Here is a 13656-nt window from a genome sequence, read left to right on the forward strand (position 1 = left end):
GTTGACTTTTGGCACGCTGTTGAGTTCTCAAGGAACGGACGCTTCCTTTGTACTCACCCTCTCGGGCTTTCCTCCGGGCGCTTCCCTTCGGTCCTACTGTGTTTCTGTGTTTCTGTCTTGCGTTTCCGACTCTATCAGATCTTTTCGATCCGATTTCCTCGGGGTCCTGCTCCGCTTTCCGGCCTTTCAGCTTTCCTGCGGTGTCGACTCTATCAGATCCTTTCGGGCCTGATTCCCTGTCAACCGGGTTTGCCTTCCCGGCCGTTGGGCCGTTCCGACGAGTTAGACATTAGCGGAATCCCGGTCCCCGACAAAATCGGGGTCGCTCTTTCGAACGTGGATTCCTCATTACCGCGAAGGCGTACGCAAACGGCACGACAAAGCTGCATCGTGCGTCGAGTAGGACTTGCGGAATGGTTGTCCGGGGACCGCCCGGAGGCGGCGCTCACGTCGGACAACTCGGAGAACACTACGTATCGGCCCCGGGACGTGTCAACCTCCCGCCTCGGGGCAGATGGACGGGTCAGCTGTTGTTGCCGGTGGCCAGCTCGCGGCTGCGGTCGCGGGCCGCTTCGAGGGCGGCGATGAGGGCCGCGCGGACTCCGTGGTTCTCGAGCTCGCGGATCGCGTTGATGGTCGTACCCGCCGGGGACGTGACGTTCTCGCGCAGCTTCACCGGGTGTTCGCCGCTGTCGCGGAGCATCGTGGCCGCGCCGATGGCGGACTGGACGATGAGGTCGTGGGCCTTGTCGCGGGGCAGGCCGAGGAGGATGCCGGCGTCCGTCATCGCCTCGACCAGGTAGAAGAAGTAGGCGGGACCCGAGCCGGAGAGGGCCGTGCACGCGTCCTGCTGTGATTCGGGGACGCGGAGGGTCTTGCCCACCGAGCCGAAGATCTCCTCGGCGTGCGTGAGGTGCGCGGGGGTCGCGTGCGTGCCTGCCGAGATGACGGACATCGCCTCGTCGACCAGGGCCGGGGTGTTCGTCATGACGCGGACCACGGGGGTGCCGGGCTCCAGCTTCTCCTCGAAGAAGGTGGTGGGTATGCCGGCGGCGCCGCTGATGACCAGGCGGTCAGCGGGAAGGTGCGGAGCGAGTTCCGCGAGCAGTGTGCCCATGTCCTGGGGCTTGACCGTGAGGATCAGGGTGTCGGCCTGCTTCGCGGCTTCCTCGTTGGTGACCGGGGTGACGCCGTGCCGGGCGCGGAGTTCCTCGGCGCGTTCGGGGCGGCGGGCCGTGACCATCAGGTCGGCGGCGGCCCAGCCACCGCGGATCATGCCGCTGAGCAGGGCTTCGCCGATCTTGCCCGTGCCGAGTACGGCGACCTTGTGGCGCGGGTTCGGGCTCGTCTGGGTCGTCTGGCTCATGTCGGCTCGGGCCTTCCGTCTGCGTCGTCGTCCGGACGCATCCTCGCACCGGGCGGGCCGGGAGTCGGGGTGTGTCCGGTGGTCGGACTCCTGCCCGCCGCGGCTCCGCGGGCGCCGTTCGCCTCGCTAAGGCCGTGCGACGGCGCAGGGTTGCCGCGCCCAGGGCCAGGACGAGGACGGCGCAGCCCGCGACGATCAGGGCGTCACGTACGTAGAGGGCGGTGAGGTCGGTGTGGCGGAGGACCTCGTTCATGCCGTCGACGGCGTACGACATGGGGAGGACGTTCGAGATGGCTTCCAGGGCCGGTTGCATCTGGTCGCGGGGGACGAACAGGCCGCAGAGGAGGAGCTGGGGGAAGATCACCGCCGGCATGAACTGGACCGCCTGGAACTCGGAGGCCGCGAACGCCGAGACGAAGAGGCCGAGGGCGGTGCCGAGCAGGGCGTCCAGGAGGGCGACGAGGAGCAGCAGCCAGGCCGAGCCCGTGACGTTCAGGTCGAGGACCCAGAGGGCGAGGCCGGTGGCCAGGGCCGACTGGACGATCGCGACGGCGCCGAAGGCGAGGGCGTAACCGGCGATGAGGTCGCCTTTGCCGAGGGGCAGGGCCAGCAGGCGTTCCAGGGTGCCGCTCGTGCGTTCGCGCAAGGTGGCGATGGAGGTCACCAGGAACATCGTGATGAGCGGGAAGACACCGAGGAGCGAGGCGCCGATGGAGTTGAAGGTGCCGGGGCTGCCGTCGAAGACGTAACGGAGCAGGACGAGCATCACGCACGGGACGAGCAGCATGAGGGCGATGGTGCGCGGGTCCTGGCGGAGCTGGCGCAGGACGCGGGTCGCGGTGGCTGTGGTGCGGTACGTGTTCATGGCGGTCCGGAGGGAGAGGGGAGGGTGAGGGGATAGGGCTGGGGCGAGGGTCAGGGGGTGGGGTTCGGTGCGTCGACGAGGTGGAGGAATGCCTGTTCGACGGTGGCTGTGGCGGTGCTCGTACGCAGGGCTTCGGGGGTGTCGTCGGCCAGGAGTTCGCCCTCGCGCATGAGGAGGAGGCGGTGGCAGCGTTCGGCCTCGTCCATGACGTGGGAGGAGACGAGGAACGTGGTGCCGCGGTCGGCGGCCAGGGTGTGGAAGAGGTTCCAGAGGTCGCGGCGCAGGACCGGGTCGAGGCCGACCGTCGGTTCGTCGAGGACGAGGAGTTCGGGGGTTCCGAGGAGGGCGACGGCCAGGGAGACGCGGCTGAGCTGGCCGCCGGAGAGGTTCCCCGCGAGGGCGTCCGCGTGAGAGGTGAGGTCCACGTCGGTGAGGGCGCGCTCGACATCCGTGCGGCGGCGGTCGGCCTCGGCGCGGCCGGGGCGGAGGATCGCGGCGAAGTGGCTGAGGTTTTGGCGGGCCGTCAGGTCGCGGTAGACGGAGGGGGCCTGGGTGACGTAGCCGACGCGGGAGCGCAGGGACGGGTGGCCGGCCGGGCGGCCCAGGACCTCCAGGGCGCCGGTGACCTTGGCCTGGGTGCCGACGATGGCGCGCATCAGGGTCGATTTGCCGCAGCCCGAGGGGCCGAGCAGGCCGGTGATCCGACCGCGCGGGACCGTGAAGTCGAGGCCGCGCAGGACGGTGCGGGGGCCCCGGGTGACTGTGAGGGTGGCGGCGTGGATGGCGGGGCGGGGGGTGGCTTCTGCGGTCGGCCGCTCCCCGGTGGCGGGCCGGTGGGCGGCCGTTCTGCCGGGCGGGGCGGTGCCGGTGGCCGGCTCTCCGGGACCAGGAGCCGGAGGCGGCGCGGGGTTATTCATCACGCGATGAATTTTGCTCCCGCCCGTTCAGGGCCGTCAAGGGTGACGTAGGACCGTGAGTTCCAGGGCGTGCGCGTCCTCGACCGTGCCGTCGGGGAAGAGGCTCAGCAGGTGCGCGCGCTCGTCCGCCAGGACCGGCGCGGATCGCTTCGGGGCCCAGTACGGCGAAGTAGGAGCGGCTGCCGAGGTGGGCGAGGTGCAGGTCGATCGGGATGCGACGGGTCCAGCGGAGGCGGCGGAAGGCCGGGGAGGCGAGGGTCGGAGGCGGCGGAAAGCCGGGGAGGCGAGGGGCGAAGGGGGCGTGAGGGAGGCGAGGAGGGACGTGATGATGCCGGGGGCGTCGGTGGCTACGCTGTGGCGGTGGTAGCCGGGCAGCCTGTCCTGGAGGCGGGTCTCCTGCGCGGCGGTCCACTCGATGTCCGGGTCCGGGATGTTCCACCAGCGCGCGAGCGCCCCGCCCGGCCGCAGCACGCGCAACGCCTCCGGGACCGGGCGGGCCTGGTCCGTCCAGTGCCAGGACTGGGCGTACGTGACCAGGTCGACGGAGGCGTCCGCGAACGGCAGGGCGTCGCCGACGGCGCGGACGAGCGGTACGCCGGGGGCGGTCCTGCGGAGCTTGGCACCCATGCCGGGGCCCGGTTCGACGGCGATGACCCGGGCGCCGCTGTCGCGCAGGGGGCGGGTGGCGATACCGGTGCCCGCGCCGACATCGACGACGCGGGCGTCGCGCAGGCTCAGCCCCGCCAGTTCCTCGACGGCGCGGAAGAGTTCGGGCGGGTAGCCGGTTACGCCGCTATGGCCGGCTCCATGACTGGGCTCGGGGCTGAGGTTCGGGGTCAGCGCTTCTTCTTCGTCCCGGGCTTCTTGGCGGGGTTGCGGGTGCGGCGGGTGGTGCGGCGTTCGTACTGCTCGCGGGCGGTCTCGTACTCCTGCCTGCGGAGCTTCTCGCCCGGCGCCTCCGTCACGCAGCGCAGTGCGTGCGCGGCGAGTACGCCCACGAAGCCGATCGTCAGGAAGCCGCGCAGGGACGCCTGCCGCTCGGGGTCGGGGCGCTGGGAGAAGCCGCTCCACGTGCGGTTGAAGGCGAAGGCGCTGCACAGGGCGAACATGACGACGACCAGGACGTTCACGAAGGCGCCGACGTCCGCGATGGCCAGACCCTGGTAGGCGAAGCGCAGGACGAAGCAGCCGGCCACCGCGGCGAGGAGCGCGCCCAGTCCGACGGCGACCCGGCGCAGCGCATAGCCGCCGCTGTGGTCGACCCAGCTCGTCCCGAAGAAACGGATTTCCTCGGGACGCGGGCCGGGGACCGCGGAGCTGGTGCTGGGGGTGTCGCTGCCGGTGCCGGTGCCGTTTTCGTCGCTCACGGGTCGATTATCACCGGGGGCGGCGGTGGGTCAGCCGCAGCGGGGGGCCACGTAGCCGTCGCTGCCCGTCTTCACGTAGGCGTCGGCGATGTACTCGCCGACGCCGATGTTGTCCCAGATCCTGGTCGTGCCGTAGGGGCCCGTGACCGTCTGGCCGGGCTTCTGGCAGTTGATCGTCACGCGTGCGCCCTGCGGCAGGACGCGCACCACGCGGTACTGGGTGCCGGGGCCGCTGCGGACGTTCACGTGGTAGCCGGGGGTCACCGGGTAGGGCCCCGCGGCGAGTGCCGTGATCTCCAGGGACTCCGCCGTGCCTGTGACGGCGGAGTCCGTGAGGGCGACGTCCACGGTGGCGACGTCCGCGGTGGCGAGACCCGCCACGTCCACGTCTGCCATGCCGGTTACGCCGGCCACTTCGGCCACTTCGGTGGTGCCGTTCGTGCTGTTTATGCCGTCGACCGCCATGTCTGTCTCCCCCGTCGTCGAACGGGCCTCGTTCAGCGTTCGTTGAGGTCCCGTTGAAATCCCTGTGCTCAGCTGGCTCCTGCACGGAACAGCACGGACAGCTGTCGCACTCCGTAGGACGCGGAGGCTAGCAAGCCCCATGGGTCCCGCACGAGCCATCGACTAGGCTCCGTGCGTCGCGCGAGCGCGGAGATCGCACACGGGATCAGGTACGAGATCAGGTACGGGATCGTGCACGGCGATCACGATGATCAGGACGACATCCACGGGGGTGGACATGCCGTCACGGCCGGGCATCGGGCCCGACGCGGAAACGGAACTTCCGGAGTACGCCGGGCACTATCGCCTTGAAGAGCGCCTGGGCGCGGGCGGCATGGGCGTCGTGCATCTGGCGCGGTCCGCGGCGGGGCTGCCGCTCGCGGTGAAGGTGGTGCACGCCGAGTTCGCCAAGGACCCGGAGTTCAGGGGGCGGTTCCGGCAGGAGGTGGCCGCCGCGCGGCGGGTCAGCGGGGCCTTCACGGCATCCGTGGTGGACGCCGACCCGGATGCCGACCGGCCGTGGATGGCCACCCTGTTCATCCCCGGTCTGACCCTCGCCGACCACGTCAAACGGAACGGGCCGCTGACGCCCGCGCAGCTGCGGCACGTCACCGCCGGCCTGGCGGAGGCGCTGCGGGACATCCACCGCGTCGGCGTGGTGCACCGCGATCTGAAGCCCAGCAACGTGCTGCTGGCCGAGGACAGCCCCAAGGTCATCGACTTCGGTATCTCGCGGCCCAAGGACAGTGAACTGCGGACCGAGACCGGGAAATTGATCGGCACGCCGCCGTTCATGGCGCCGGAGCAGTTCCGGCGACCGCGCGAAGTCGGTCCGGCCGCCGATGTGTTCGCCCTCGGATCGGTCCTGGTGCACGCCGCGACCGGCCGCGGGCCCTTCGACTCGGACAGCCCGTACCTCGTCGCGTACCAGGTCGTGCACGACGATCCGGACGTGACCGGTGTGCCCGAGGAGCTGGCGCCGCTGGTGCTGCGCTGCCTCGCCAAGGAGCCGGAGGACCGGCCGACGCCGGACGAGCTGATGGCGGAGATGCGGAGCCTGTCGGCACGCTATGACACGCAGGCGTTCAGCACGCAGGGGTTCGGTAGTTCGCAGGGGGCCAGTAGTTCGCAGGACTTCGGCGCACAAGAATTCGGTAATTCGCAGGGATTCGGTGATTCGCAGGGGCTCGGTAGTCCGCAGGGATTTGGTAATGCGCAGGGGTTGGGCTCAGAAAGCTTCGGCGCCGGGTTTGTGTCCGCTGCGCAGTCGGAGTCGTCGGAGGAGCCGGTGCCTCTCCGGGCGCGGGTGCGTCGTCGCGTGGGGGTGGCCGTCGCCGGGGCTCTGGCGCTCGGCGGCGTGCTGGCGCTGGCGCTGACCCTGCTCCCGACAGCAGATGAGGCGTCCGGGGCGCGCACGGTGCAGGCCGGTTCGCCCGTGTCGTTCCAGGCGTGGAACCGGCAGCTCGGTTCGGGGGCCACGCCCATGTGCTCGTACGGGCAAGAAGCTCTGCACTGTGCCGCGCCGGGTGTACTGGCCGCGGCGCTGGACCCGCGCGACGGCAAGGTGCGGTGGCTGCGCAAGGCCCCCGGCGGGGCCGACGGCAGCGCGCCGGCGCCCGTACTGTCGGGCGGTCTGCTCCAGGTCGTCGCCCCGGACCTGAACCGGCTTCTCGCACTCGACCCGGCCACCGGGAAGACCCGCTGGTCGATGGGGATCTCGGCTTACCAGGGTCAGGTGCAGCCCGTCGGCGACTCCGTGCTGCTGGCCGCCCCCGACGGTACCCTGACCGCCGTCGACAGCAGCACCGGCAGACAGCGCTGGCAGCACCGCCTGCCGGTGGACCGGCCCGTGCTCTCGTACGTCGGCGGCGACCTGGCCTACGTGACGACTCCCGCCCCGGACGGGGTGAACACCCTGGTGAGCGCGGTCGACCCGGCGACGGGCACGGTCCGCTGGCAGCACCGTTCGCCGGGGACGGCCACTCCGGTGGGCGTGGCGGACGGCGCGGTCTGGAGCACGCAGCGCGCCGCGGACGGGGCGACGGTGGCCCTGGTCGGTCACCGCCTCGCCGACGGTACGGTCGCCCGCCGCGTACCGCTCGCGCTGCCGCTGCCCCAGGCGACGGCGACAGTGCACGGCGGCAAGGTATATCTGCTCGCCGTGGGCGGGGCGCTGGTGGCGCAGGACCTCAGGTCGGGGAAGCAGTTGTGGCGGTCGGAGACCTCGGTGAGCAGAGGCTCGGCGCCGGGCGTCGACAGCCAAGGCCGGGTCTACGTGACCGCCCCCGACGGCCGCCTCCTGGCCGCCTCCCCCGACACCGGCACGCTCCTGGGCCAGACCCGCCCCCGCCCCGGCGCCCGGCCCGACCGGGTGGTGGCCGAGCTGGCGACGCCGGTGGTGGCGGGCGGGCGGATCTACGGGAGCGCGCCGGAGGGCACGGTCTTCGGGGTGGACGGCGGCCGCCCCGAGACCTGGTGAACCATCAGCCGAGCGTCTTCGTTGGAAACGGGTCAGCCGAGCTTGGAGACGTCTCGGACGGCGCCGCGGTCGGCGCTGGTTGCCATCGCCGCGTACGCCCGCAGGGCCGCGGAGACCTTGCGCTCGCGCGACTTCGGGGCGTAGACGCCGCCGAGGGCCTCGCGGCGCGCGGCCAACTCCTCGTCGGAGACAAGCAGTTCGATCGTGCGGCCGGGGATGTCGATGCGGACGCGGTCGCCGTCCTCGACCAGGGCGATGGCGCCACCGGCGGCCGCCTCGGGTGAGGCGTGGCCGATGGACAGGCCCGACGTACCGCCGGAGAAACGACCGTCGGTGACGAGCGCGCACGCCTTTCCGAGGCCGCGGCCCTTCAGGTACGAGGTCGGGTAGAGCATCTCCTGCATGCCGGGCCCGCCCCTGGGGCCCTCGTAGCGGATGACGACGACGTCGCCCTCCTTGATCTGCTTGAGCAGGATCTTCTCGACGGCTTCTTCCTGCGACTCACAGACGACGGCCGGGCCCTCGAAGGTCCAGATGGACTCGTCGACGCCCGCCGTCTTCACGACGCAGCCGTCCTCGGCGAGGTTGCCCTTCAGGACGGCGAGACCGCCGTCCTCCGAGTACGCGTGGGCGACGTCACGGATGCAGCCGCCGGCCGCGTCGGTGTCGAGGGTGTCCCAGCGCTCGGACTGCGAGAAGGCCTCGGCGGAGCGCTTGCAACCGGGGGCGGCGTGCCACAGCTCGACGGCCTCGTCCGACGGGGAGCCGCCGCGCACGTCCCACGTGCCGAGCCACTCCTTGATGGAGGCGGAGTGGACGGTGTGCACGTCCTCGTTGAGCATGCCGCCGCGGTACAGCTCGCCGAGGATCGCGGGGATGCCGCCGGCGCGGTGCACGTCCTCCATGTAGTACGTGCCGCCGGGCGCCACGTTCGGAGCGACCTTCGCCAGACAGGGGACGCGGCGCGAGACGGCGTCCATGTCGGCGAGGGTGTAGTCGAGCTCGGCCTCCTGCGCGGCGGCCAGCAGGTGCAGGATCGTGTTGGTGGAGCCGCCCATGGAGATGTCGAGCGCCATGGCGTTGTCGAAGGAGGCACGGGTGGCGATGGAGCGCGGCAGGACCGACGCGTCGTCGCCGTCGTAGTAGCGCTTGGCGATCTCGACGACCGTCGCGCCCGCCCTCTCGTAGAGCGCCTTGCGGGCGGTGTGCGTGGCGAGCACCGAGCCGTTGCCGGGGAGGGAGAGGCCGATGGCCTCGGTCAGGCAGTTCATGGAGTTGGCGGTGAACATGCCGGAACAGCTGCCGCAGGTCGGGCAGGCGTTCTCCTCGATACGGAGGATGTCCTCGTCCGAGATGCTCTCGTCGACGGCGTCGCTGATCGCGTTGACCAGGTCGAGCTTGCGGACCGTGCCGTCGACCAGGGTGGCCTTGCCGGCCTCCATGGGGCCGCCGGAGACGAAGACCGTCGGGATGTTGAGCCGCAGGGCCGCGTTCAGCATGCCGGGGGTGATCTTGTCGCAGTTGGAGATGCAGACCAGGGCGTCCGCGCAGTGCGCCTCGACCATGTACTCGACCGAGTCGGCGATCAGGTCGCGCGAGGGCAGGCTGTACAGCATGCCGCCGTGGCCCATGGCGATGCCGTCGTCGACAGCGATGGTGTTGAACTCGCGGGGGATACCGCCCGCGGCCTTGACGGCCTCACTGACGATCCGGCCCACCGGCGCCAGGTGCGTGTGCCCGGGGACGAACTCGGTGAACGAGTTGGCCACTGCGATGATCGGCTTCCGGCCGATGTCCGCACCGGGTACACCGGAGGCACGCATAAGGGCGCGTGCGCCCGCCATGTTGCGGCCGTGGGTGACTGTGCGGGACCTCAGCTCGGGCATCGTCGCTCGCTCCTTAGGGCAGAAAAGACGTGCGTCCGAGCGTACGCCGCGACTCCAAGATCCGGACACCCTGTCCGTATGTCGGGATGCTTGTCTCATGATTACGGGCCGGGGGCGGTAGGAGCCGACGGATGGTTACGGGTTGGAGGGCGATCGGAGCCGACGGACAGAGGCCGGACGGGGCCCGCGGCCGGGCGGCCGAGAGTCGGAGCTGAGGCCGGACGACCGGCGGTAGGAGCTGAGGCCGGACGACCGGGAGTCGGAGCGGAGACCGGACGACCGGGAGTCGGAGCGGAGACCGGACGACCGGGAGTCGGAGCTGAGGCCGGACGACCGGCGGTAGGAGCTGAGGCCGGACGACCGGCGGTAGGAGCTGAGGTCTGAGGTCAGATCCCGGTCAGATGTGCTTGCACGACGGGGGCGAGGCGTGCCACGAGGACCTCCACCTCCGCCGAGGCCAAGGGCTCCACCTTGATGACGTAACGGAGCATCGCGGTCCCCACCAACTGGGCGGCGGCCAGCGAAGCTCGCAGCTCGGCCTCTTGTTCGGGTACGTCGAGTCGGCGGCCGATGCGCGACAGGAGCTCGGCGGAGACGAGCCGCCGGAAGACGCCGGCGGCCACTTCGTTGTTGACGGGGGACCGCACGACGGCGAGCAGCGGTGCCCGTGTCGCGGGGTTCTCCCAGACGCCGAGGATGAACCGGGTCAGCCGCTCCCCGACCCCGTCGAGCGGCCCGTCCTCCAGGGCGGCGGGTGCGGCGAGGGCCGGTGCCAGGGCCACCTCGACCGAGGCGGCGAACACCTGGTCCTTGGTCCCGAAATAATGGTGCACCAGGGCCGGATCGACCCCGGCCGCCTTGGCGATCCCCCGCACGGACGTCTTCTCGTACCCCCGTTCGGCGAACTCCTCCCGCGCCGCGGCAAGGATCCGCTCCCGCGTTCCGGGCCCGTCCCCGCTCTCCGTACGAGAGGGCCGTCCCCGGCGCCGTACGGCTTCACTCATGAACGCGGCACCCGCACCGCGGACGCCAGTTGCAGCCGGGTGAAGGCGAGCGCCTCGGCGAGATCCGCCTCACGTTCGGCGCTGGACATCGCGCGCCGCGTGTTGACCTCGATGACCACATGCCCGTCGAACCCGCTGACGGCCAGCCGCTCCAGCAACTCGGCGCACGGCTGCGTGCCGCGCCCCGGTACCAGGTGCTCGTCCTTGTTCGATCCGTTCCCGTCGGCCAGGTGCACGTGTCCCAGCCGGTCGCCCATCCGGTCGACCATCTGCATCGCGTCCGTCCGGGCCGTCGCCGTGTGGCTCAGATCGACGGTGAAGTGCCGGTAATCGTCCTTCGTGACGTCCCAGTCCGGGGCGTAGGCGAGCATTTCCCGGTCCCGGTACCGCCACGGATACATGTTCTCGACGGCGAACCGCACATCGGTCTCGTCGGCCATCCGCCAGATGCCGTTGACGAAGTCCCGGGCGTAGTTGCGCTGCCACCGGAAGGGCGGGTGCACGACGACCGTCGAGGCGCCGAGCTTCTCCGCCGCCGCCTTGGCCCGCTGGAGCTTCACCCATGGGTCGGTCGACCACACGCGCTGCGTGATCAGCAAACACGGTGCGTGTACGGCCAGGATCGGGATGCGGTGATAGTCGCTGAGCCGGCGCAGGGCCTCGATGTCCTGGCTCACGGGGTCGGTCCACACCATGACCTCGACGCCGTCGTAGCCCAAGCGCGCGGCGATCTCGAAGGCCGTCGCGGTCGACTCCGGATACACCGAGGCGGTCGACAGGGCGACCTTCGCATCCGGGATGCGCACCACTGGTTCTGCCACGCAGACAGAGTACGGGCCCACGCCCGACGCCGGGGAGGTGGTCCCGCTCCCCCCGATGCCTTATGACCCCGCTCGACACGGAGGGCCCGACGGACCGACCCGGGGTTGGATGCTCCGGCAGATCAGCCGCGTAAGAAACCCGCGTACGAACGGCAAAAGCCGACCGGAGCACGCGGACGACGGAGGGCACCCACCGCCCGCCGATCAGACGGACACGAGACGGAAGGGGCCGACCGGGGTATGTGCGCGCGCAGCACACCAGCACGCGGTAACACCACCCGAAGCAACCGGCGAGCCCATCAAGATGGCGAGCACGCACATACCCCGGGCGGCCCCGCACCCACCCCCACACCTGTCGGAACGAACGGAAACCCGCGAACGCACCCCGAACGGCCACCCTCCCTTCAGGCGCGATTACGCACCCCACACCCCACCCCCGACCCGCCCCCCCTCAAGCCCCAGGCAAGTGATCCAGCCGCCGCAGGATGACCCCCTCCCGCAGCGCCCAAGGACAGACCTCGAGCGTCTCCACCCCGAACAGATCCATCGCCCCCTCCGCCACCAACGCCCCGGCAAGCAACTGCCCGGCCCGCCCCTCCGACACCCCCGGCAACTCCGCCCGCTCAGCCACAGTCATCGCCCCGAGCCTCGGCACCCAGTCCTCCAGGGACTTCCGCTTCAGCTCCCGCTGGACGTGAACCCCCTCCGCGGAACGAGCCGCCCCCGCCAACCGCGCCAACTGCTTGAACGTCTTCGATGTGGCCACCACATGATCCGGCGCCCCGAAGCGGCTGAACTCCCCCACCGTCCGAGCGATCTGCGCCCGCGCATGCCGCCGCAACGCCTTCACATCCGCCGGGTCCGCCGGATCCCCCGGCAGCCAGGAGGCCGTCAACCGCCCGGCCCCCAGCGGCAGCGACACCACCGCGTCCGGCTCCTCGTCCATCCCGTACGCGATCTCCAACGACCCGCCGCCGATGTCGAGCACCAGCAGCGTCCCGGCGGACCACCCGAACCACCGCCGTACGGCGAGAAACGTGAGCCGCGCCTCCTCCGCCCCGCTCAGCACCCGCAGCTCGACGCCGGTCTCGGCTTTGACGCGGCCGAGCACCTCGTCCGCGTTGCTGGCGTCACGCACGGCGGAGGTGGCGAAGGGCAGCAGATCCTCGACGCCCTTGTCCTCGGCGGCCTCCAGGGCTCCTCTGACGGTGGCGACCAGCAGCTCGACCCCGTCGGCCCCTATCGCCCCGCGCTCGTCGATGAGTTGGGCGAGGCGCAGCTCGGTTTTGTGTGAGTGCGCGGGCAACGGACGGGCGCCCCTGTGCGCGTCCACCACAAGCAGATGGACCGTATTCGAACCCACGTCGAGGACACCGAGTCTCATATAGGGAACGCTACTGCGCCCATGTGTCCGCCCATCCGCCGCAGAGGTCTTCTCGTCCCCCTCGACGCGCTTACTCTGGAACGGTGCCAAAGACGAAAAAGGCCAAGGCCGACAAGAACGACAAGAAGACCAAGTCGGCAGAGCAGAAGCAGGTGAAGCAGAAGCCGGTGAAGCAGAAGCCCGTGAAGCCGGCGGTGCCGACCCCGGCCCCGGAGGACGAGAAGGGGCTCGACTTCCCGCGTGCCTGGGTCGAGTTCCCTGACCCGTCGGACGACGAGCAGATCTTCCGCTGCGATCTGACATGGCTGACCTCTCGTTGGTCCTGCATCTTCGGCAGCGGCTGCCAGGGCATCCAGGCGGGCCGCGCGGACGACGGCTGCTGCACGCTGGGCGCGCATTTCTCGGACGAGGACGACGAGAAGCGCGTGGCCGGGCACGTGGCGCGGCTGACGCCGGACATCTGGCAGCACCATGAGGTGGGTACGCAGACCGGCTGGGTGTCGAAGGACGAGGACGGGGAGCGGCAGACGCGCCCGTACGAGGGTTCGTGCATCTTCCAGAACCGTCCGGGTTTCGCGGGCGGCATGGGCTGCTCGCTGCACATCCTGGCGCTCAAGGAGGGCCGCGAGCCGCTCGAGACGAAGCCCGACGTGTGCTGGCAGCTTCCCGTGCGCCGCACGTACGAGTGGATCGATCGGCCGGACGACACCCGTGTGCTCCAGGTCTCGATCGGCGAGTACGACCGTCGCGGCTGGGGCCCGGGCGGCCACGACCTGCACTGGTGGTGCACGTCGGCGACCTCGGCACACGGGGCGGGTGACCCGGTGTACGTCTCGTACGGCCCGGAGCTGACCGAGCTGATGGGCAAGGACGGCTACGCCAAGCTGGTCGAGCTCTGTGAGGAGCGCCTGGCGGCCATGCCCAAGGGCCTCCCCCTCCTGGCGCCGCACCCGGCGGACCCGGCAGCCCCGGTCCAAGGGGCGTAACAGGCTGCCGAGAGGTAACAAGACAAGACCTACGGGCTTACAGGACGTACGGGACTACGGGGCCTACGGGGCGTCTA

At 70.7% G+C, this 13656-nt stretch carries 11 protein-coding genes and 1 pseudogene; 2 read left to right on the forward strand and 10 right to left on the reverse strand.

What is annotated here, in order from left to right:
- Positions 1–523: 523 nt before the first annotated feature.
- From proC to ACZ45E_RS35445, 6 genes and pseudogenes are all read right to left on the reverse strand, one after another.
- Positions 524–1366 (reverse strand): pyrroline-5-carboxylate reductase, encoded by an 843-nt coding sequence (gene proC / locus ACZ45E_RS35420; RefSeq protein ID WP_468229275.1) that lies wholly within the window; start codon positions 1364–1366, stop codon positions 524–526.
- A gap of 130 nt (positions 1367–1496) precedes the next feature.
- A pseudogene (locus ACZ45E_RS35425) lies at positions 1497–2231 on the reverse strand (ABC transporter permease); the annotation flags it as partial.
- Between the two features lie 50 nt (positions 2232–2281).
- Positions 2282–3151 (reverse strand): ABC transporter ATP-binding protein, encoded by an 870-nt coding sequence (locus ACZ45E_RS35430; RefSeq protein ID WP_468229278.1) that lies wholly within the window; start codon positions 3149–3151, stop codon positions 2282–2284.
- A gap of 33 nt (positions 3152–3184) precedes the next feature.
- Positions 3185–3988, reverse strand: a complete 804-nt coding sequence (locus ACZ45E_RS35435) for a class I SAM-dependent methyltransferase (RefSeq protein WP_468229467.1) — start codon at positions 3986–3988, stop codon at positions 3185–3187.
- A complete protein-coding gene (locus ACZ45E_RS35440; protein WP_468229281.1) occupies positions 3985–4515 on the reverse strand; it encodes an EamA/RhaT family transporter in 531 nt (176 codons plus the stop codon). The genes ACZ45E_RS35435 and ACZ45E_RS35440 overlap by 4 nt, the downstream gene beginning before the upstream one ends.
- Positions 4516–4545: 30 nt before the next feature.
- The gene (locus tag ACZ45E_RS35445; RefSeq protein WP_468229469.1) at positions 4546–4911 is read right to left on the reverse strand and encodes an SH3 domain-containing protein; all 366 of its coding nucleotides are present in this window, start codon (positions 4909–4911) and stop codon (positions 4546–4548) included.
- Positions 4912–5257: 346 nt separating this feature from the next.
- Between ACZ45E_RS35445 and ACZ45E_RS35450 the strand changes: the two genes are divergently transcribed.
- On the forward strand, positions 5258–7498 hold the full coding sequence (locus ACZ45E_RS35450; RefSeq protein WP_468229472.1) for an outer membrane protein assembly factor BamB family protein: 2241 nt from the start codon (positions 5258–5260) through the stop codon (positions 7496–7498).
- Between the two features lie 32 nt (positions 7499–7530).
- On the opposite strand, the gene ilvD is transcribed toward ACZ45E_RS35450, so the two are convergent.
- The 4 genes from ilvD to ACZ45E_RS35470 form a co-directional block, all read right to left on the reverse strand.
- Positions 7531–9384, reverse strand: coding sequence for a dihydroxy-acid dehydratase (gene ilvD, locus ACZ45E_RS35455; RefSeq protein ID WP_468229284.1), 1854 nt, complete (start codon positions 9382–9384; stop codon positions 7531–7533).
- A 386-nt stretch (positions 9385–9770) separates the two neighbouring features.
- A complete protein-coding gene (locus tag ACZ45E_RS35460) occupies positions 9771–10388 on the reverse strand; it encodes a TetR/AcrR family transcriptional regulator (protein WP_468229287.1) in 618 nt (205 codons plus the stop codon).
- A complete protein-coding gene (locus ACZ45E_RS35465) occupies positions 10385–11209 on the reverse strand; it encodes a sugar phosphate isomerase/epimerase family protein (protein ID WP_468229290.1) in 825 nt (274 codons plus the stop codon). The genes ACZ45E_RS35460 and ACZ45E_RS35465 overlap by 4 nt, the downstream gene beginning before the upstream one ends.
- Before the next feature lie 451 nt (positions 11210–11660).
- Entirely contained in the window at positions 11661–12593 is a 933-nt protein-coding gene (locus tag ACZ45E_RS35470) for a Ppx/GppA family phosphatase (protein ID WP_468229293.1), read from the reverse strand.
- Between the two features lie 167 nt (positions 12594–12760).
- Here ACZ45E_RS35470 and ACZ45E_RS35475 point away from each other — a divergent pair, with 167 nt between their 5' ends.
- Positions 12761–13579, forward strand: coding sequence for a DUF3109 family protein (locus ACZ45E_RS35475; RefSeq protein ID WP_468229474.1), 819 nt, complete (start codon positions 12761–12763; stop codon positions 13577–13579).
- The last annotated feature ends 77 nt before the right edge of the window (positions 13580–13656 follow it).

Source organism: Streptomyces sp. NPDC030991 (genome assembly GCF_055571235.1).

What these genes read in the sequence shown, in the direction of transcription:
- proC (WP_468229275.1), bottom strand. Translation starts at nt 1,366, where the DNA reads ATGAGCCAGACGACCCAGACGAGCCCGAACCCGCGCCACAAGGTCGCC.
- ACZ45E_RS35445 (WP_468229469.1), bottom strand. Translation starts at nt 4,911, where the DNA reads ATGGCAGACGTGGACGTGGCGGGTCTCGCCACCGCGGACGTCGCCACC.
- ACZ45E_RS35450 (WP_468229472.1), top strand. Translation starts at nt 5,258, where the DNA reads ATGCCGTCACGGCCGGGCATCGGGCCCGACGCGGAAACGGAACTTCCG.
- ilvD (WP_468229284.1), bottom strand. Translation starts at nt 9,384, where the DNA reads ATGCCCGAGCTGAGGTCCCGCACAGTCACCCACGGCCGCAACATGGCG.
- ACZ45E_RS35460 (WP_468229287.1), bottom strand. Translation starts at nt 10,388, where the DNA reads ATGAGTGAAGCCGTACGGCGCCGGGGACGGCCCTCTCGTACGGAGAGC.
- ACZ45E_RS35470 (WP_468229293.1), bottom strand. Translation starts at nt 12,593, where the DNA reads ATGAGACTCGGTGTCCTCGACGTGGGTTCGAATACGGTCCATCTGCTT.